13 protein-coding genes are annotated in these 19,418 nt (G+C 58.2%); 3 read left to right on the forward strand and 10 right to left on the reverse strand.

Features of this window, described 5'->3' with window-relative positions; all coding sequences use genetic code 11:
* Window positions 1-27: 27 nt before the first annotated feature.
* The 7 genes from hmsP to bcsR all read right to left on the reverse strand — a co-directional run bounded on the left by hmsP (window position 28) and on the right by bcsR (window position 12,842).
* Window positions 28-2,037, reverse strand: a complete 2,010-nt coding sequence (gene hmsP, locus ACEQFP_RS05435) for a biofilm formation regulator HmsP (protein ID WP_370547132.1) — start codon at window positions 2,035-2,037, stop codon at window positions 28-30.
* Window positions 2,038-2,287: 250 nt separating this feature from the next.
* On the reverse strand, window positions 2,288-5,809 hold the full coding sequence (bcsC, locus tag ACEQFP_RS05440; protein WP_396463977.1) for a cellulose synthase complex outer membrane protein BcsC: 3,522 nt from the start codon (window positions 5,807-5,809) through the stop codon (window positions 2,288-2,290).
* Window positions 5,791-6,915 (reverse strand): cellulose synthase complex periplasmic endoglucanase BcsZ, encoded by a 1,125-nt coding sequence (bcsZ, locus tag ACEQFP_RS05445; RefSeq protein ID WP_005290796.1) that lies wholly within the window; start codon window positions 6,913-6,915, stop codon window positions 5,791-5,793. The genes bcsC and bcsZ overlap by 19 nt, the downstream gene beginning before the upstream one ends.
* Window positions 6,916-6,919: 4 nt before the next feature.
* Entirely contained in the window at window positions 6,920-9,271 is a 2,352-nt protein-coding gene (gene bcsB / locus ACEQFP_RS05450; RefSeq protein ID WP_005290799.1) for a cellulose biosynthesis cyclic di-GMP-binding regulatory protein BcsB, read from the reverse strand.
* Between the two features lie 57 nt (window positions 9,272-9,328).
* Window positions 9,329-11,899, reverse strand: coding sequence for a UDP-forming cellulose synthase catalytic subunit (gene bcsA / locus ACEQFP_RS05455; protein WP_047058954.1), 2,571 nt, complete (start codon window positions 11,897-11,899; stop codon window positions 9,329-9,331).
* A complete protein-coding gene (gene bcsQ, locus ACEQFP_RS05460) occupies window positions 11,896-12,645 on the reverse strand; it encodes a cellulose biosynthesis protein BcsQ (protein ID WP_068870203.1) in 750 nt (249 codons plus the stop codon). Before bcsQ ends, bcsA begins: the two co-directional genes overlap by 4 nt.
* A 5-nt stretch (window positions 12,646-12,650) precedes the next feature.
* Complete coding sequence (bcsR, locus tag ACEQFP_RS05465; RefSeq protein WP_005290809.1) at window positions 12,651-12,842, reverse strand: cellulose biosynthesis protein BcsR; 192 nt, start codon at window positions 12,840-12,842, stop codon at window positions 12,651-12,653.
* A gap of 180 nt (window positions 12,843-13,022) precedes the next feature.
* On the opposite strand from bcsR, the gene bcsE reads away from it, so the two are divergent.
* The 3 genes from bcsE to bcsG are packed head-to-tail and all read left to right on the forward strand — an operon-like array spanning window position 13,023 to window position 16,448.
* The gene (gene bcsE / locus ACEQFP_RS05470; protein ID WP_370547131.1) at window positions 13,023-14,579 is read left to right on the forward strand and encodes a cellulose biosynthesis protein BcsE; all 1,557 of its coding nucleotides are present in this window, start codon (window positions 13,023-13,025) and stop codon (window positions 14,577-14,579) included.
* Entirely contained in the window at window positions 14,576-14,782 is a 207-nt protein-coding gene (gene bcsF, locus ACEQFP_RS05475; RefSeq protein WP_005290815.1) for a cellulose biosynthesis protein BcsF, read from the forward strand. The genes bcsE and bcsF overlap by 4 nt, the downstream gene beginning before the upstream one ends.
* On the forward strand, window positions 14,766-16,448 hold the full coding sequence (gene bcsG / locus ACEQFP_RS05480) for a cellulose biosynthesis protein BcsG (RefSeq protein ID WP_068870207.1): 1,683 nt from the start codon (window positions 14,766-14,768) through the stop codon (window positions 16,446-16,448). Before bcsF ends, bcsG begins: the two co-directional genes overlap by 17 nt.
* A gap of 42 nt (window positions 16,449-16,490) precedes the next feature.
* Here bcsG and dppF read toward each other — a convergent pair whose 3' ends face one another.
* From dppF to dppC, 3 genes are read right to left on the reverse strand one after another with little or no spacing between them, the layout of a single operon-like run.
* Window positions 16,491-17,501: a dipeptide ABC transporter ATP-binding subunit DppF gene (gene dppF / locus ACEQFP_RS05485; RefSeq protein ID WP_035599792.1), complete on the reverse strand. Its 1,011-nt coding sequence runs from the start codon at window positions 17,499-17,501 to the stop codon at window positions 16,491-16,493.
* Window positions 17,498-18,478, reverse strand: coding sequence for a dipeptide ABC transporter ATP-binding protein (gene dppD, locus ACEQFP_RS05490; protein WP_005290824.1), 981 nt, complete (start codon window positions 18,476-18,478; stop codon window positions 17,498-17,500). The genes dppF and dppD overlap by 4 nt, the downstream gene beginning before the upstream one ends.
* A gap of 11 nt (window positions 18,479-18,489) precedes the next feature.
* Entirely contained in the window at window positions 18,490-19,413 is a 924-nt protein-coding gene (gene dppC, locus ACEQFP_RS05495; protein ID WP_139108570.1) for a dipeptide ABC transporter permease DppC, read from the reverse strand.
* Window positions 19,414-19,418 lie beyond the last annotated feature (5 nt).

Below are 19,418 nucleotides of genomic sequence, written 5' to 3' on the forward strand. Positions count from 1 at the left end.
TACTGCATGGCAGATCGCAGGGCTGACTCAGTGGCGAGGAGCGCTCGGATAGCGCGCCACAAACTCAGGCAGGGAAAGCGCCGGGGAGAAGTAATACCCCTGGGCGTAGTGGATACCGTTCGCCAATAGCCAATCGCATTGCTGCTGATTCTCCACCCCTTCCGCCACGACCTCTAGGGAGAGTACCTCGGCGATCGAACCGACAATGTGCACCAGCGCGCCATCCGACGGAAGCGGATCGATGAAACTCTTATCTATCTTTAAAATATCGATGGGAAGATGGCGCAAATAGTTCAGTCCAGCATAGCCCATACCAAAGTCATCCAGCGCCACCCGTATGCCTTGCGCACGCAAACGCCCCAGCAGCTCGGCAGCCTTATGCATATCGTCGATATAGGCGGTTTCGGTCACCTCCAGGTGCAAACGATGCGGGGCAATCGCATGCTGCTGTAACAGGCGTACCACACGCTGACTAAAATGCTCATCGACCAGCTGTACCGCCGACACATTTAGCGATAACGGGATCATCAATCCGCCACGTTGCCACTCGAGTAAAATATGTATCGCCTCATCGAGCATCCACTCCCCTAACGCCACGATACCGCCGAATGCTTCGGCCAGCGGAATAAACTGCGAGGGTTCGCCGTAATGACCATCCTGATGACGCCAGCGGATCAACGCCTCCGCCCCCACTAATTGCCCGTTACGCAAATCGATCTGGGGCTGTAGATAGAGGGCAAAATTGCCTCGCTGTAAGGCATCGTGGATCGCCGCCTCCTGAGTCAGGCGCACCGTCACCTGTTCAGCCAACTCCGGCTCAAAAAAACGAATACTGTTTTTTCCCTCGGCCAAGGCGCTGTGTAGCGCGGAATGGGCCTGCGCCAATAATCGATCAGCCTGACTCGATTCGCCCTCTGATGTCACCGATGGGGTAGAGCCAAGGGCGATACCGATGGCAATGACCGGGCGTAGGGTCAGATTATCCACGGTGATAGGCTGGATCAGGCGCGTCATCAGTTGATGCGCCTGTTGCCGGATCACCTCCGGCTGCGACACACCCCACTCCGCAATTAAGAAACGATCCTGACTCGCCTGGGCGAGAAGCCCATCCGGCGCGATCTCCCCCCGCAGACGCGTGACTAACGTCGCCATCAACTGCTCGCGCTGTGCGGTATTCAACACGCCCATTGCCTCTTGTAAGGTCGGAATGCTCACCATCAACACACTCGGCTCCCCGCGCCGCTGTTCCAATAACGAGACAAATAACGCAGAGTTGGGCAGATCCGTTTGCCAGCCATGCGTCGATAGCTGGCTCAACGTCTGACGCGCCTGCAGCAAAGCCTGTTGATGACGATTATAAGCGCGCACGAGCTGCCCTAACTCATCGTCATGATGATGACGTGGGAGCGTCAACGGCGGGAAATTCGGGGCATCTAGCGGCATATTGCGTAATTCACGCGCCAGCGCACGCAAGGGATGAACCAACAATCGATTCATACACCAGCTAACCGATACGGTCAGGATCAATGCCAGCAACAGATAGGTTGACACCAGCGTCGCAAAGGTACTGATAATAAAACGGTAAAGACGGAAATTATCCGCTTGCAACACCAGATAGCCCAGCGGCTGAGTCGATGCTGCATGCCCCCGATCCGCCCCATACAATGGAGTACGAACCTGCACCGGTAGCTGAAATAGACGACTCACCCAACTCGGGACCGGGCGAACTTTGGTGGACGAGGTATGCAGCACCAACAGCGTGCCGGTAGGTGATATCACCTCGGCATGAGATAAAATGACGGCAGGCTGTAAGCCTGCGAGTAACCGTTGCGCCTTGACCACATCCATATTCAATATCGCCTCGGATAAAGGCTGACGTACCGATGCAGTCATACTCACTAATTGTTGGCCATAGTCATCCTTACGCTGCTGCACAAAGTGAAACAGCTGAATCACGGTGAAGATGCAGATCGTCGTCAAGGCGACGGCGAACACCAACGTCATCTGTTTTATGGTTAAGGAACGACTGACTCGCAAACTCTCTCTCCGCACACAAAATCCGCTTAAGGTCACGCGATCGCACCCCTGTGCGGCCTAGCGCCTCAAACGGACCGAGTATACTGGATTCACTCGCGTTATTAACTAGGATAAAAGGCACTAAAGATCTTCGTGCATCCGGTTCATATACCCAAGTCACGCAGATGGAGCCGACGCGGTAATCGCGTAGAAAGAGGTGCGGCACGCCACCCACGACGCATCTCGTGGGTGACGGCGCACGTCACTGAGGTTAGAAATCGGCATAGGGGCGAAGTGGCTGCGGTGGCAGATCCATATCACCCTGCCATCCCTGAACCGAGTAGCGCACATAAATTAGGGCATGGCTCGGGGTATAATCTTTGGCCTGTTGAATATCGACCCCCGCCCCCACAAACCAATGGCTCGTCAGACGCCGCTCCACGATAGCGCGTAGCGTATAACCGAAGCCGTTGCTGCTACTGCCGGGATCGCTAACATCATAATCGGGCACTCGGCTACTCTCGATCAAATTCTGCAACGGATAACGCCGCTGATCCGCGGTGCGCGCATAGGACCAGGAGACGGAGCCACCCAACTCCCACGACCAGTTCTCCGTACGCTGGCGATAATTCAGCGGAATGGCAAACGAGAGATACTGCTGCGGGCTGTAGTACCCCCCCTGTCCTAGGGTGTAGCCACTCAGATCTTTATCGTAGTGCCAGAGCATATTGCTCAGCCCAACGCTAACACGACGATGATCTTCGTTGATGAGCTTATAATAGTAGCCCCCCATCCAGCGCACGCTGCTATTACTCTCGACATTTTTTCCCGTCAAGTAATCGGCACTCAACGCCCCCCACAACCCCGATGGGCCACCACGATCATAGCTGGCGTTCAACGTCACGCCATTGCGTCGCACCCCGCCCCATTCCGTACCGCTAGCGGGATCACGCTGACCTCCCAACGCCAGCAATGAACTGGACAGTGGACGCCGATGAGCCTCCAGCGTCCAGCCAATATTCCGCCAGTCGCCGTTGTAAGCGATTCCGCCCACCCAATCCACCACACGCATCCCGATGGGGGTGGTGCCCAAATCCATCTGCCAGTCCGCATTTTGCCAGCCGATGGCCAGGCTAGCGCCGGTGCTGCGTTGCCGCTCGCCGGGTGGGCAACCATTCACGTAACAGCTACCGAATTTATCCTGGTAGGCTCCGCCCGACAGGCGCCCCTCATCCATATCGACCAGATCACTACGGGCAAACAGTCGACCGTCATAAAGCGGCATGTCGGCCTGTAGCATCGTCGTATGCGCCTTCAGATCGGAATAGCCGCCGCTACCACTCGATCCCCAGTAATCATGCTCCAGGGTGAAACGGACCTCCTGCTGCCGATAGAGATCGGCGCTATCGGATCGAATACTGCGTTTAAGCCAATCATCTTGGCTATCGATACGCGTAAGACGCGTAAAACCCTCGTTATCTTGGGCGGCAACTTCGCCGATCGCCGCCACGCCCATCGCCGCGCGCAGATCGTCCTGCGCCCGAGGGGTCTGCCCCAACTGGCGCGCCAGACGCGCATCATCGCGCAACAGCAAAGCACCATTCATTCCCGGCGTGCGTCGCGCCTCGGACAACAACGGATCGAAGAGACGCTGCGCCTGTGCCGGATCGCCACTGGCAGCCCAGGCGTTGGCGAGACGCCGTTGCGTGCCGAGATCGACCGGTACACGCGGTGGTGGCTCGTTTTGCAAGGCGGCTCGAGCCGCCGGATAGTCCCCCTGTGCCACGCGTGTCTCTATCATCCCGAGACGCGCATCGGCATTCTGCGGATCTCGGGCCAGCACCTGCTGATAACCTTGTAAGGCGGTGTGATAGTCATCGCGCGCCAGGGCCCAATCGGCCAAGGTCAGATCGATGGCCGGAGAGGAGGGTTGGCGTTGTAAGTAAGCGATCGCTTGCGTCTCATCGCCCGCATCGCGTAGCTGGTTGGCATGCGCCAAGATACGGTTTGCCTGCAAACGTAGCGCCAAGGCCTGCATCCCGTCGCTCCACTGGTCGCGCGGCAACTGCCGTAACACCGCCTCCGCCTGCTGGGTCTGATCGCGTGATGAAAGGTAGAGGGCATGCGCATAGATTTGATCGCGATCGTGCGGGAAACGCTGTGCCATCCGCTGCATCAAGGCATCGCCACGTAGCGGTTGTCCCGCGCTGACCAGCGTACCGGCCAAGCGATAATTCAGCCAAACATCATCCGGCGTCAGCTGTTGTGCCGCCGTCAGGCGCTCAAGTGCGGGTCCCCACGCCTGGCGCCCCGCCAAAACAGCGGCCTGCTGTTGCAATGCATCACTCTGCAACGACTGATAGTTGGCCTTGAGGGCGCGGCGTTGCGCGCTAGGTAACTGTTGCAAATACATCAACGCCTTATCGGGCGACTGCTGTTGGTAAACGCCCACTAACTTACGTAAGGCGCTGCCGTTGTTGCTATCGAGCTGTAATGCTCGCTGATACGTCCGCTCGGCGCTGGCCAGATCACCCTGTGCCGCGGCCACATCGCCCAGACCGATCAGGGCATAGGCCTCCTGACCGTCCAAGGCCTGTGCTTGGCGGTACTTCTGGCGCGCCTCATCATAACGTCGCGCCGCTAACGCCTCATCGCCCTGCTTAACGAGCAGCCAATAACGATTGGTCTTCAATAGGCTGTGCCACTTCCCCTGTTGATCGCTATCCGGTGCGGCGGCGATGGCGCGTTCGAAGAGTGTGATCGCCTGTTGGCGCTCCCCGCGTTGCGAATATGCTTCCGCCAATGCCCCCAAGGCGGCCCCATTATTATTCACCGCCTGAGCGGGGGGCTCGGGCTGAGTGGCGGCGTTCAGCGAGGTTTCACCCACTGCGGCAGGGAGCGATTGGGTACCCGCCTGAGCGGGGATGGACTGAGTGGCGGCGTTCGGCGAGGCTTCACCCGCTGCGGTAGGAGCCGATTCAGCGCCCGGTTGAGTCGCCGCCAGCTGTGCCTGGAGCAATGTCTCGGCATCGGCCACCGCCTGCGGCACCCCTTGGAAGCGTTGAATATAACGGCGTAACGCCGCAATACGCTCACTCCCCGGCGGCATGCGCTGAATCTGTGCCAACCCGATCGCGGCGGCGCGAGGACGCGTCGCCTCATTCTCCGCCATGCGCATCAACAGCGCGTCGGCCTCTTGCTGCTGCCCCTGCGATAGCAGCAGCTTCACTAAAGTCTCTGCGACAGCGACATCGTAAGGATAACGCTGATTTAACGCCTGGAGTGCCGCGATCGCGCGTGGCGTCTGCCCCGTAAGACGAGCGACGGTTCGCCAATATTCTGCGGCCAGATCCAAGGGCGGCGGCGCCCCCTGCCATAGGGCATCATAGGCCGCCACGGCCGCCGTATACTGGCCAGCCGTGGCCAACAGGCGCGCCTGCTGTAATGCCTGGCGCCCCTGCGGCGTGTTCAACGCCAGCAACATCCGCGCACGCTGACAGACCGCCGCCTGGTTAGCCGGCAGACAGAGCTGGTCGGCCAACTGCCCGGCCCCCTGGGTGTTACCTTGACGCAGCAACAAACGTATGCGCGCCATGATGACCTCAGGATCGTTCGGGGCGATCATCATCAGCCGATCGAGTGACTGCATCACCAGATCATAACGCTGCTCAGCCTCGCCAATACGCACCTGCTCCAACAGCCAGTCGGTCGCATTCACCTCGCCGGCACTCAGCGGACCACTCAACGCTAGCGCAACCGGCAGCGCACTCAGACTCAGTGGGAAACGACGCATGTGGCACCCCAATTTGGCACCAGTTCACCCTGTAGGTTAAAACGGAAACGCTGCTGATCCCAGCCGAGACCAAACAACATCAGGACTGAACTGTAGTAGTTATCCTTACCTGGCGGGTTAGTCAGTACTCGCTGGCGTAGCGTCGCCAGCAAAGGACTCTCACTCGCCGCTAAAAATGGCAACATGGCGGCGGAGAAACCGACGTTACCTTCACCTTGTGGCACGCCATCGAGAACGCCCACCTTTTCTGGGATATACCCCAACTGCTCACTCAATTGTGCCATCGGCTGCCAATGCTTGATCAGCGTGCGCTTCGCCGGCGCCCCCTCGGCCAGCATACCAGCCCAGAGATAGGCGCGAATCGCGTCATAGCCGCTGATATAGGCGCGCCCCGGCGTCGCTAACCAGCCCTTATTACGCTGCCAATTGGTCCAATCCGGCACGATGCCGCGCGGTGAAGTCACCTGCAGCATACGCAGCGCACTGTACTGCAAACGGTTCCAAGGACCATGTAATGGCGCGAGGCGCGCCAGGATCTGCGGGGGCAGATAACTGGGGTTGATGGTCCACAAGGCGCCACGTCGGAAGCCATAGCGTCCCGGTAACAGCATCATGCCGAAACCGGGCAAGGCAACCACCTCTTCGCGGGCGATGCGGGCCAGCAAGGCGATCCCCAGCCGCTGATAGTGCTCCTCCTGCCATAGCCGTCCCGCCTCCAACAACGTGTAAGCGATCCACAAATCGGCATCCGACGCGGAGTTATTGTCCAATACCCGCCATTGGCCATCGTCGTGCCGTCCCCAGAGCCAAGCCGGAAGGCGCTGTTTTAGGCTTCCTTGCGCCAGATTGTCCTGGGTCCAGGCCAGTAACCGAGCGAACAGCGCCCTATCGTTATCCACTAGCGCGAAGAATAAGGCGTAGCTTTGTCCCTCCGAGGTGGTGACCTGGCGCGGCGTACTGGGATCGATCACCCGCCCGTCGGGCGTGATGTAATCCTGGCGAAACTGCATCCAGGCCGGCCATTCACAGGCCGCCCCCAGGACACCGCCGGCGCTAGCGCCCAGCAAGACCACGGCCATCAAGGCTCGGCAGACATATTCCCTCATGCATTTATCTCCTCTCGTCGGACTCCAGACGGCGGCGACGCAGCCAGCTCGGCACACGCCACAGCACCAGGCTCACCAATACGATCGCCAGCAATGCCAATGCGGCTAAAATGTATGGGTGTGAGGAGAAGGTATACCACAGCCGTTCCCACCACGGCAGATGACCGACATAGTAAATATCACCGACTCGTAGACTATTGACACCGGAGCTACGCACGATAGCGACCGACCCATACATGGCGGCGGTTTTCCCCTTATCGATCAACGCCTCATTGAGTAGTGTATAGCCCGCTTGATCATCCGCCAGCAACGCGACCACGCTGCGCTGCGCACTGAACGGCGATTCGAAGCCGACGATCACCGCCAGAGGCGCCTGGGCGCTGAATGTCGTTTTCGCGGCCGGACGTTGGGCATCGGGATCGGGAATGGTGTTATCCGGCGCCGTATTACTCATCGGACTCATCAGCCAGCTCTGGGTTGCATCGACCAACATCGCCACCCGATCGGCATCACGCAGTGTCGACGGAATCCGCCCGATCACCAAGATGTCGCGATCCTGCGCACGCGCCTGAGCAACATCGTCGCTCAAGGTGACCGCTAATGCCGGGTAACCGGTCTGAGCGCCGATGTTTCCCAGGGTCGCCAGCAGCGTGCTCACCTGAATCGGCGAGGGCTTCGAAGCCACGACCACCAGGGTCTGCGACAGATCGGCCAGGCGGCTAAAGGGGAAGCCGGCGTTGGCAAAACTGCGCAGATTCGGCATGGCGATGAAATGGCGGAAACCCGACAGATCGAGAGTAGAACTTTTTTCGATGGCCGCCGTATTCGGCAGCGGCTGATAAGAGACGCACTCGCCGCTCGCCGGCGTCAGATAGGGCACCACATAATCGAAGTCGAAGCGCAGATTGTTTTCAATCCCTAACTTCACCGCCGGAATGGTGACCTGATCCAGTTTATCGATCAGTCCCTGAATCAGCGGGATATGCAACACCGCCTGCCCCTCGTTCTCCGTCGGCACCAAGGGGAATGCCTGTACGAACTGACGATTGATGCTAACCGCCATCCGCGAGCCATCCTTAAACGGTGGCTGGGTATAGCGATACTTGAGGTTCATATCCACGTAGGCGTTGCGATGCAAAAAGAGATCGGGCGGCAGGTTCAGCGTCAACGAGATCGGCGCGGGGCGGATGCCGACAGATTGCAATTGCTCGTCATAGTCTTGCAGCTCGCCGAAGGTCACCGGCCGATCGGTCGGCACCCAGTTAGGCGCATCGTAAGGCTGACGGGGCGCCAAGGTCTCGACCTGATCGATGGCGACGCGATCCCCTCGCAACATGGCATTACCCTGAGCAAGGCCACGCACCGCCGTCATCAGATCGTTATCGTCGCGCCCCAGGATCAGTAACAGCTTAATATAGGGATTATTCGGATGAGACATCATCGCGACCGTTGGCCCCTTCACCGCCGGGTAGTCACGCAAGAAGTCGGGACGAGACGTGTTGGTGGCGAACACGACCCCATGGCGATCCGGCAACTGGTTATACAGCACCGGGAAACGCTGGCCACGCCACTGCGCCTGGACGCCAAACCAGGAAGCTAACACCGCGGCGGCCTGCTGCTGTGCCAAGTCCGGCTGAGCCGCAAACACCACCGGCAGGGTCAGCGCCGCCTTACTGAAGCGATCAAAGAAGGGACGCGGGAATAGCGCCAGATCATTCTGTACCGCCAACGCCTGCGTCTCTAAGGTCAGGCTACTGTTCTTACCGATGGCCAGCCATAGCGTCGGATGCCACTCATTTTCACACATCCGATACGGCTGATAACGGCCGACAAACTCCAGTCGGATGCGGTTAAAATCGGTAATATAGTGGGCATCGATGGGGATCTGGAGTTGATTTGCATGCCCCAACTGCGCCTTTTCCACGGTCACCACACCGATCAAATCATCGTTCAAGAATAGTTTTACCTGGGAGATCAACGGGACCAGTGAAGGCGACGGGGTAAACTCCAGGTTAAGGATGGCGCGCGTCACCAACTGGTCACGTGCGACGCCGAACTCCATATAGGCGTTGGGATTATCGGCGCGCAACACCGTCGGTCCCGAGGATAGCTGTGTCAGATCCAGCGTCTGGGTCGCTCGTGGCGCCGACATATCCGTTGACGCCACGACAGGGGCCGCTGGCGACACCGCGTCCGTCGTCATACGCTCGGCGGCCAAGGGGGGCGGCGTCACCGATATCGGTGTGCTATCCGTCGCCGTGCTCTCCGTAGTCAGGGGCGACGGAGATTCAGCCTGCGCCAGCATACTCACACCTAACACCGTAGCAGCCCACAATAGGGGAAGGCTCTTCATCATGGGTATCTCCGTAACTCCATTAGTTAATACCTACTCACGCCGTGTCGACCGTCGATACTAGGCGTTCGGCTGACGCGCGACCGGGCGTGGCAGAAAAGAGAGCAGCCAAGCGCTCAGACGAACTACCGCCACGATCGGTGTACTCCACGGGGCCGGCGCATACTCCGCAAGATTGCGATAACCCCGGCCGACCAAACGCAAAATAGTGACAAATCCACCGCCTAAGTGATCCTCCGGGATCGCCTGTTGCCACAGCGCCCAGGTATCGGCGCGGGCGAAGGTACACTGCACAAAAGCGATATGTTGCGCGACGCTTAATCCCTCTAAGCGCAACCCGGCACGACGACCAAACACACGCGTCACGGTGATGGGGAAGACGAAACTCTCCGTTCCCTTCTGTAACAACAAGGAAATGGGCTCACCTTCCTGTAAGACTAGACGATCATCGGCAAGCTCCACACCGACACCGCCATCGGAATAGTCACGCAGCGTGCAGGGATAGAGGTGCCCATCATGGCGCATCAACACGGCAGGCATCGCCATTTCGACGCGATGCGCCTGGCGCAATTGCCGCACTTCAACCGCCACGGCGGCGGCGCCCCCGAGAATAATCAGGTTATACATCACCCATGCGACGGTCAGCAGCACGGTAAATAGCTCATTCTCTGGCCCAAATAGCAGGCGCCAAGCACCGAACAGCAACCCCAACACATTCAGCAGGACCAGGATGAGATAGGGCGAGGAAATCACCCAATCCATATGATTCTGCGCCACCAGCCCCCCCTTCTGGGTGACATTAAAGCGGCCTTTACGCGGATTGATTAACGCGACTAAGGTCGGCCGGGCGATATACCAGGCCAGCACCGTCTCATAAATCTCATTCCAGTAAGAGTGGCGATAGCGTCCCTGTAGGCGGACTCGCGCGAGGCTGGAGTGGTACATATGCGGGAGGACGTACAGGATGATCGCCAGCGCTGGCGCGAAGATGACATAGGTATGGAACAACAAGAATGCCAATGGCGCGAGCAAGAAGATCAAGCGTGGGATCCCGGAGAGAAAGTGCAACATGGCGTTGGCGTAGCACAGGCGCTGCCCCATACTCAATCCGCGCCCCAAGAAGGGATTATCGAGGCGAAAGATCTGTGTCATACCGCGTGCCCAACGCATACGTTGGCCAATGTGGGCTGACAGGCTCTCCGTTGCCAAGCCCGCGGCCAAGGGGATGCGAATGTAGGCCGATGACCACCCCTGACGATGCAAGCGCAGCGAAGTATGCGCATCCTCGGTGACGGTTTCGACGGCGATGCCGCCGATCTCATCCAGTGCGCAACGGCGTAATACGGTACAAGATCCACAAAAGAAGGCGGCGTTCCACATGTCGTTGCCATTCTGCAACAAACCATAGAACAGTTGCCCTTCGTTCGGCGTCCGCCGGAAATTCCCGAGATTGCGCTCGAAAGGGTCGGGGGAAAAGAAATGGTGCGGCGTCTGCAAAATGGCCAGTCGCTTCTCACGCAGGAACCAGCCCATGGTCAATTGTAGGAAGGTACGAGTCGGTACATGGTCACAGTCAAACACCGCGACAAACTCCCCCGTGATCCGCTTCAGCGCATAATTTAAGTTCCCCGCCTTGGCATGTTCATGCGTCGGGCGGGCGATGTAGTGGATCCCCACCTCCTGGGCAAAATCGCGGAAACTCTCACGATTCCCATCATCCAACAGATAAATATTGATGCGATCCCGCGGCCAGTCGATACCCAGGGCGGCATAGATGGTCGGTTTGACGACGCGTAAATCCTCGTTATAGGTAGGAACGAGGATGTCGACCGTCGGCCACTGCGTCACATCTTTCGGCAAGGCCACCGGTGGCCGATTCAGCGGCCAGATCGATTGGAAATAGCCCAACACCAGCACGACCCAGGCATAGCTCTCGGCCGCCAGCAATAGGAGCCCACAGATCAGGCTGAAGGGATCATCCCAATTCAGGGTAGTGGTATAGCGCCACCAGATGTAGCGGCAGGAGACGGTGATCGATAACAATACCAGCAGCAGCGTCGTAAACCGGCCGGGAATGTGGCGGATCACCATGGCGCACCCCCACAGTAACAGCACGAAGATGGCTTGCGACACGAGATCAAAAGGCTGCGAGATACATAACAGCGCCAGCGCCGAGGCGAGCAAAATCACGACCGCAAGGATGATGCGACGCAACCCGGAAGGGAGTGCCGACAATAGGGAGACGTCATCCTCACTGTGCGGTGCCAGGCGGGATGGTAAGGCCGCCAGCCATTGCAGCATACGCCGATAGCCACACCGTACCCATCCCAGCAGGGTCATCGACGCCGGACGACCGATGGATACCAGCCAAAGACCTTGTAGCAGGTAACGTAACGGATCGAGCAAGCGTGGCCGTAACGGATCAATATGCGGAAACCAACGCGCACGCTGCTGGCGTACCGCTTGCCAAGCCGGTGACTCCAGGCAGAGGATCGCCCAGGCCAACGCCACCCAACAGCAGCCCACCCCCGCCGAGAACGACGACGCGCCATGCTCACGGTAAGCGCGATAGCGATGAATCCATGCTCGCCGGGCATCCGCCGCCAATAGCACATCCAGCACGTGCATCATGGCGTCGTCCCTCCCGGATCCTGATTTGGCTCCGCTCGCGCCTGCAATAGACACCACGCCGCCAGACTCGTGATCTCCTGAGCCACCAGCGAATGGGGGGCGAACTCGCCCACCGGCTGCTTACTGGCCGCGGCCTCGGCCATCGCCTCATCACGATGCAGTACCAACGGAATCAGCGCCGGAAGCGTTTGCTGCCAGAGTAAGTAAATGTCCTCCTGCAACACGCTACTGGGTAATAGCTGGGTAATCAGCAGATGGGCATCGCGGGGGAGCGCCTGGCGATGTAAGCGCAGATGACAGTTCGCCTCGGCAAGCGCCAGCACGATCAAGAGTTCGCTCCAGGCCGTCATCTGACGCGTTAATGCATGCTCACCACTCCCGATGTCCAACACGATCCAGTCATAAGCATCACGTAATAGCGTGAAGGCAGACAGCCCCTCGGAATGGTGAAGGCTTGCCGCTAGCCTAGGCAAGTGATCGGCCGCGACGGCGCCGAAGGGAAGAAAATCGAGCCCTTGCGCATAACGCCACGCCGTCTCTTGCCAGGCTCCGCCCGCCAAACATGCGCTGGCCCACCCCCCGCGCTCAGAGAGGGGTAAATTAAAATGCATCGCCAATTGATCGTCAGGAGTGGCATCCACCACCAGGACTCGCTTCCCCAATCGATGAAGCGCCCACCCCAGCGCCGCAGCGGTACTGGTCGTACCGACTCCGCCATGTAACCCCTGTAGCGCCACGATCGTCATAGCGGTCAATCCCTTTGTTGAGTCTGATTACGGCACTCGGCCAACAGTGGCCAGCGTTCAAATACTCTATTTATGTGCTCCATTCGCACAACATTGACATACTCAATCTTCATCGCACCGTATATCTTATACAGCGCAGACAGATCTTCCGACGCCAATGGATCGCTATCCAAGCGAGAGTTTGTTTGTTCATGCATTCTGCTAACCAGAAAAATTCAGCTATGGTTTAAATGAGTATAGCAAGGTAAAAAAAGGACGCGGCCAGAATGCAAAACAGAATTTATAAGCATGTTTATTATTTAATATTTTAATTAGACGAGATATTTCTCTGATATTAGAGATGGACTAACCCTTTACTCACGCAAAGTCGATACGCCATGGCACAATCATTTACTCTCGGCATCTCGCAACTGTGGGACGAGCTACAAGTTGGGCAGCTACATGGCCTCTACTGGTTAGGGTGCGATCGGACGCAAGATGTGCTCAGCCTATGCCGCCAAACGATCCAGGCGCAGCAAACGGTCGCTCGCGTTACCCTCATCGATGTTGGGGGTGAGGCCGCGTCGATACTGGAAGAGGGCTATCAACAAGGGCCCGAATCATTAGCGATTTATCGCCTGGCGCCGACACCGTCAGCATTGATGGCATTCCCTAATGAGTTGAGCCGCCTCCTCAATCAACGCCCCCATCTGCTATTGCTCTTGCTCCCCGCTGCGGCATTAGTGCATCAGCCGGCAAATTGGCTCGCAGAGTGGCTCCAGCGTATTAGCGACGTATTACAGCGACACAACGCGACGCTATTCATTTTTAACCACGGTATGGGAACTGATTCATTACGCAATCAATTAATTCCCTTAAATCGGCAACTTTACGGATTAGTCAGTCTACGCTGGCAATTAGATTGCTGGCGCTATGATGTCGCCTTCTGGAGTAATACATCCGGCGTTTCCGCTCAGCAGAATATCGAACTGATCGCCACGCCACAGGGCTGGGAGGTTGCTAACAATGCGACGATCATGCTACAGCCTCATCAGGATGAACAGGAGTATCTTGCGCATAACGCCGCGCTAGAGGGTGCCCCCCCGTTCTCTGAACACTGGCATCTCTTCGCGTCGAATCAAGAGTTGTTTACCGCGGCCCTGACGGCGCAAGCGGCCACCCTGCTGTTTTCCCTTGCGCAAAATGATCAAGTTGACGATTTGGCGCGCCAAATCCATACATTACGACGTCAACGGGGCAATGCGCTAAAAATCGTGGTGCGCGAGCTGACGACCAAGCAACGCAGCAGCGATGAGCGCCTGCTACTGGCCTGCGGCGCGAATACGGTCATTCCCTTGGGGGCAACCCTATCCAATACCTTAGTCATCATCGAAGGGTTACAGGGGCATACCTTTCCGCGTCACGTGCCCGCGAATATCACCACACTACTCAACTCGCTACGCCCCCTCAAGCTGCGTGGTTATCAGCCCTATTTACGTTTCTGCACATTGCTGCTCGATCTGCTCGATAATCCCCTGTTACCGCACAATGGGCGCGGGACCTTGGTCTCCTTGCAGCCCGTCTCCGGGATGGAGGCAGAGCAACTTCTCGCGCTCTGCCGCGTGCGGCGTGACGGAGATCTGATCACCCTTGACCAACAGCGTTTGGTACTGTTTCTCGCCTATTGTCGCCCCCATGAGCTGAAGACGGCCTTGCGATCTATTTTTCCCTTATCGATCGCCGAGCTGTTCAGTAGCTACCGCATCTGGCACCAAGATGGCGAACTGCTTCTGGAACTGACGCGCATGCGCGATCAAGCGCCCTCAGCGAGACCGGCGCTCGACACGCCGGCCCCCTCATTCTGCGAGGCGCCAGAACAACACCAGGGGCCCCAGCCACGACGCCTCCCCACACCGATTGTGTTGGGTCGCGTTTCAGCGGAGGTGACGCAATGATCACTATAACGGACATCCTGCAATTGATCGCCTTATGCGCACTGGTGATGCTACCCGCCGGGTTTTACTTACACCGGCGCTGCCCCCACCCGTTACGTTCACTACGGCAGAGACTCATGCCGACACGTTATCTTAAACCGGTTACGGTGCTACACCGCCGCCCTCTCTCAGCAACGGTAGATAAACATGGCAAAACACACTGAGCCGAAGAGCATGTTATCCGATCGGGGCTACCACTGGCGCGGGCTAGGCGGCTGGAATCTTTACTTCCTGCTCAAGCTGGCGCTGTTGTGGTACGGCTACCTTAACTTTCACCCTTTCGCCAACCTGGTGTTTCTGGCTTTCCTCCTGTTTCCTCTGCCATCGAGCCACCTACATCGTCTACGTAACTGGCTGGCATTACCCATTGGCCTGGCCCTGTTTTACTACGATACCTGGCTACCTGGGCTGAATAGCATCATTCATCAGCGGGCGATGTGGAGTCATTTCAGCGCACCTTATGTATTAGAACTCGCCCGACGATTCATCAACTGGAATATGATCGGCGCAGCACTGGTGATCGGCGTCGCCTATCTGTTTCTTGCCCAGTGGCTCCGCATCACCACCTTTACGATTGCGGCCCTGCTCTGGGTCAACCTCGGGGCGCTAGGCGTGCCGCAACTTAGCTTCTCTGCCGACGCGCGAGAGGCGCAATCCAGCGTAACGACACGCCAGGAAATGGCGAGCGTGAGCGCTGGCATGACCGCAGCAGAGAGCAGTACGGCAGACATTCCGCCCCAGAGTGCGCCGCCAAGCAATCAGAACCTTAACGACTGGTTGAATCGCTTTTACGCCAGCGAGCAACAGCGACAAACCCATTTTCCAACGGTGCTTCCGGCGGGATCTCAGCCGTTCGATCTGCTGATCCTGAATATCTGCTCGCTCTCCTGGAGTGACCTTCAGGCCGTCGGTTTACAGGATCACCCACTGTGGAAACGCATGGATATTCTGTTCAGTAACTTCAACTCGGCCACCGCCTATAGCGGCCCGGCCGCTATCCGCATCATGCGTGCTAGCTGCGGCCAACCCTCGCATAAAGCGCTCTATAGTCCAGTCTCGACACAATGCGATCTGATGACAAACCTGGCTCGATTGGGATTCCGCCAAGAGCTCGCGCTGGATCATTCCGGGGTATTCGGTGACTATCTGCAACATCTGCGTCAATACGGCAACATACAAGCCCCTCTCAGCGCCAATACTGGTCTACCGAGCGAGCTAACCGCCTTCAATGGTGAACCTATCACCAACGATCTGGCGCTACTCCAACGCTGGTTGAGCAATACCGAGCAACAGGGTGATGTCCGTAGTGCCAGCTTTATTAACCTAATTCCCCTACACGACGGCAACCGTTTCCTCGGTAGCCACCAAGGTGCGGATTTCAAACCGCGTGCCCAAGACCTACTCGATCAACTGAATAGCTTCCTGACGGAGTTAGAGAAGTCGGGGCGTCGCGTGATGGTAATGATCGTTCCCGAGCATGGCGCCGCGGTGGTCGGAGACAAGATGCAGATGGCGGGGCTACGCGATATTCCCAGCCCGGCGATCACCCATGTACCGGTCGGGATCATCTTTAGCGGCATGAAAGCACCGGCGCCGACGGCCCCGGTTATCGTTAGCCAGCCCAGCAGCTATCTGGCCCTCTCCGAGCTGGTCGCCCGCACCCTCGACGGCAAGATCTTCAGCCAACCCAGCGTAGACTGGCAGGCATTGGTGCAACATCTTCCGCAAAGTGCCGTCGTGTCGGAGAATGACAACGCCATCGTCATGATGTATCAAGGTAAACCTTACGTCCGCCTCAACGGCGGCGACTGGGTGCCTTACCCGCAATGACAGCGTGCGTCATCATAAAAAAAGCGCCTATCGGCGCTTTTTTTATTCGGCGACTGACTGGGAGGGAGCCGCCTCCTGCTCCACAGCGAAACAGGCGATCCGTTGCCCATCGTAGTCACGCAGTTGGGGTTGCAGCTGACGACACATGTCGAAAGCACAACGGCAGCGGGCATTGAAGGCGCAGCCAGGCGGGGGATTCAATGGGCTGGGCAGTTCGCCGCTCAACTTGATACGCTGCCGGCGTGCCTGCGGATTGAGGCGGGGCGTCGCCGATAACAGCGCCTGGGTATAAGGATGGCGCGGATTAGCGAAGACCTGCGCCTTGCTTCCCTTCTCGACACAGCGCCCCAGGTACATCACCATCACCTCGTCGGCGATATGTTCCACCACCGACAGATCGTGCGAGATGAAGACATAGGAGAGCCCCAGCTCCTGCTGCAGATCCATCATCAGGTTCAGAACCTGAGCCCGTACCGAGACATCAAGCGCCGATACCGGCTCATCGGCGATCATCACATCGGGATTGAGCATCAAGCCACGCGCAATGGCGATACGCTGGCGCTGGCCGCCGGAGAACATATGTGGATAGCGATCGTAATGCTCCGTCTTCAAGCCGACCCGCGCCATCATCGCCAACGCCCGTTCGCGGCGCTCCGCCGCAGAGAGCGTCGTGTTGATCACCAGCGGCTCCTCCAGGAGCGCGCCGATCTTCTTGCGCGGATTGAGTGAAGCATAGGGATTCTGAAATACGATCTGAATTTTCTGGCGCCGCAACTTCTGCGCCGCCGGATCGCGCTGGAGCAGATCTTGTCCCTGGTAATAGAGTTCACCGGCGCTCGGGGTCTCGATCATGGTCAGCAAGCGGCCCAACGTCGACTTACCGCAGCCGGATTCACCGACCACCGCCAACGTCTTACCTCGCTCCAGGCTAAACGAGACGCCATCCAAGGCCTTCACCAAGCGCTGCGGGGTAAAGAGTCCCCCCTTTACCGGGTAGTGCTTCTTTAGATCTACCGCTTGCAGCAACGGTAGCTGTTGTCTGGTTTCACTCATGCGGTCGGCCTCCCGGCATCGTCCAGTGGAGTATGGCATTTCACCTCGCGCCCATTCAGGCTACGCAACGCCGGTTCTTCTTGACGGCAGCGCTCCGTGGCATAGGGACACCGCGGATTCAATAGGCAGCCTGTCGGACGATCATACTTACCCGGCACCACCCCCGGCAGCGACACGAGGCGCTCGCCATCGACGGCAAACTCGGGCAGCGCCCGCAGCAACGCCTGGGTATAGGGGTGGCGCGGGGTATGAAAAATCTCGCCAGCCAATCCGGCCTCGACCACCTGGCCGGCATACATCACGATAATCTTATGTGCCGCCTCGGCCACCAGCGCCAAGTCGTGGGTGATCAGTACCAACGCCATATTTTCCCGCTGTTGTAGCGCCAGCAACAGCTCGATGATCTGCGCCTGAATGGTGACATCCAGCGCGGTAGTCGGCTCATCGGCAATCAACAGCTTCGGCCGACAGGCGATCGCCATGGCGATCATCACCCGCTGGCTCATACCGCCAGACAGCTGATGCGGGTAGACATCCAAGCGTGAAGCGGGATCGGGAATACCGACTTGGGTGAGCAGGTCAATCGCGCGCTGGCGTCGGGTACGGCGATTACCGCCCTGATGTACCTTCAAGGCCTCCATGATCTGATAGCCCACCGTATAACAGGGATTTAGGCTGGTCATCGGATCCTGGAAGATCATTGCCACTTCGGCACCCACCAGTTGGCGCCGCTCGCGCTCGGAGAGACGCTGCAGATCGGCGCCATTAAAGTGCAACTGCTGTGCCATCACCCGACCGGGAAAATCAATCAACCCCATGATCGCCAGCGAACTAACGGACTTACCCGATCCCGATTCGCCGACGATACCGACGACCTCACCCTGCTCCACCTGATAGCTAATGCGGTCAACCGCGCGGAAAGGGGCGTTCGCGTCGCCAAAATGAACCGATAGCTGATTTACGTCTAATAATGCCATTGCTCTTTCCCTTACTGCTTCAGCTTCGGATCCAGCGCATCGCGCAGGCCGTCACCCATCAGGTTAAACGCCAATACCGTCAGCAGAATCGCCACCCCGGGGAAGGTCACCACCCACCAGGCACTCTGGGCGAACTGCAACACATCGGACAGCATGGTGCCCCACTCCGGCGTCGGTGGCTGTGCTCCCATTCCCAGGAAACCTAACGCCGCCATGTCGAGAATCGCGTTAGAAAAACCCAGCGAAGCCTGCACGATCAACGGCGCTAGACAGTTGGGTAGAATATTGATAAACATCTGGCGTAACGCACCGGCGCCGGCGACACCGGAGGCGGTGACATAGTCGCGATGCACCTCCGCCAGCACAGCGGCGCGCGTCAGGCGCACATAGTGTGGTAAGGCGACAAAGGTTAAGGCCAGCGAGGCATTAACGATGGAGGGACCGAAGATAGCCACCAGCACCAATGCCAACAGCAAGCTCGGCAGCGCCAGCATGATATCCACCACGCGCATGATCAACGCATCCACCCAGCCGCCGAAATAACCGGCCAGCAGTCCTAACACCACCCCTAACACCAGAGAGAGTGCCACCACCAAACAGCCTACCAACAGCGACAAACGGGCACCGTAGATCAAACGCGATAACACATCACGCCCGACATCATCGGTACCGAGAATAAAACGCCAGCTTCCCCCCGTCTCCCAAACCGGCGGGCGTAATAGCGCATCACGGAACTGCTCCTGTGGCAGATGGGGAGCGATAAAATTGGCCCCCAGCGCCACCAGAACCACGATCACCACATAAATCAAACCCACGACAGCGCCCTTATTGCGACTGAAGTAGTGCCAGAATTCCTGGAGCGGCGTCAGCGGCTGCGGGGCGGCCAGCGGTGGCGTCGTCTGTGCCGCCGTCTCGGCCATCATTCGTTCAGACATCTGTC

The organism is Edwardsiella sp. A.80236, assembly GCF_044540725.1.
Lineage (GTDB): Bacteria > Pseudomonadota > Gammaproteobacteria > Enterobacterales > Enterobacteriaceae > Edwardsiella > Edwardsiella tarda.

Excerpts from the sequence above, each read along its gene's own strand:
- bcsC (WP_396463977.1), bottom strand. The coding sequence starts at position 5,809 with ATGCGTCGTTTCCCACTGAGTCTGAGTGCGCTGCCGGTTGCGCTAGCG.
- bcsZ (WP_005290796.1), bottom strand. The coding sequence starts at position 6,915 with ATGAGGGAATATGTCTGCCGAGCCTTGATGGCCGTGGTCTTGCTGGGC.
- bcsB (WP_005290799.1), bottom strand. The coding sequence starts at position 9,271 with ATGATGAAGAGCCTTCCCCTATTGTGGGCTGCTACGGTGTTAGGTGTG.
- bcsA (WP_047058954.1), bottom strand. The coding sequence starts at position 11,899 with ATGATGCACGTGCTGGATGTGCTATTGGCGGCGGATGCCCGGCGAGCA.
- bcsQ (WP_068870203.1), bottom strand. The coding sequence starts at position 12,645 with ATGACGATCGTGGCGCTACAGGGGTTACATGGCGGAGTCGGTACGACC.
- bcsR (WP_005290809.1), bottom strand. The coding sequence starts at position 12,842 with ATGCATGAACAAACAAACTCTCGCTTGGATAGCGATCCATTGGCGTCG.
- bcsE (WP_370547131.1), top strand. The coding sequence starts at position 13,023 with ATGGCACAATCATTTACTCTCGGCATCTCGCAACTGTGGGACGAGCTA.
- bcsF (WP_005290815.1), top strand. The coding sequence starts at position 14,576 with ATGATCACTATAACGGACATCCTGCAATTGATCGCCTTATGCGCACTG.
- bcsG (WP_068870207.1), top strand. The coding sequence starts at position 14,766 with ATGGCAAAACACACTGAGCCGAAGAGCATGTTATCCGATCGGGGCTAC.
- dppF (WP_035599792.1), bottom strand. The coding sequence starts at position 17,501 with ATGAGTGAAACCAGACAACAGCTACCGTTGCTGCAAGCGGTAGATCTA.
- dppD (WP_005290824.1), bottom strand. The coding sequence starts at position 18,478 with ATGGCATTATTAGACGTAAATCAGCTATCGGTTCATTTTGGCGACGCG.
- dppC (WP_139108570.1), bottom strand. The coding sequence starts at position 19,413 with ATGTCTGAACGAATGATGGCCGAGACGGCGGCACAGACGACGCCACCG.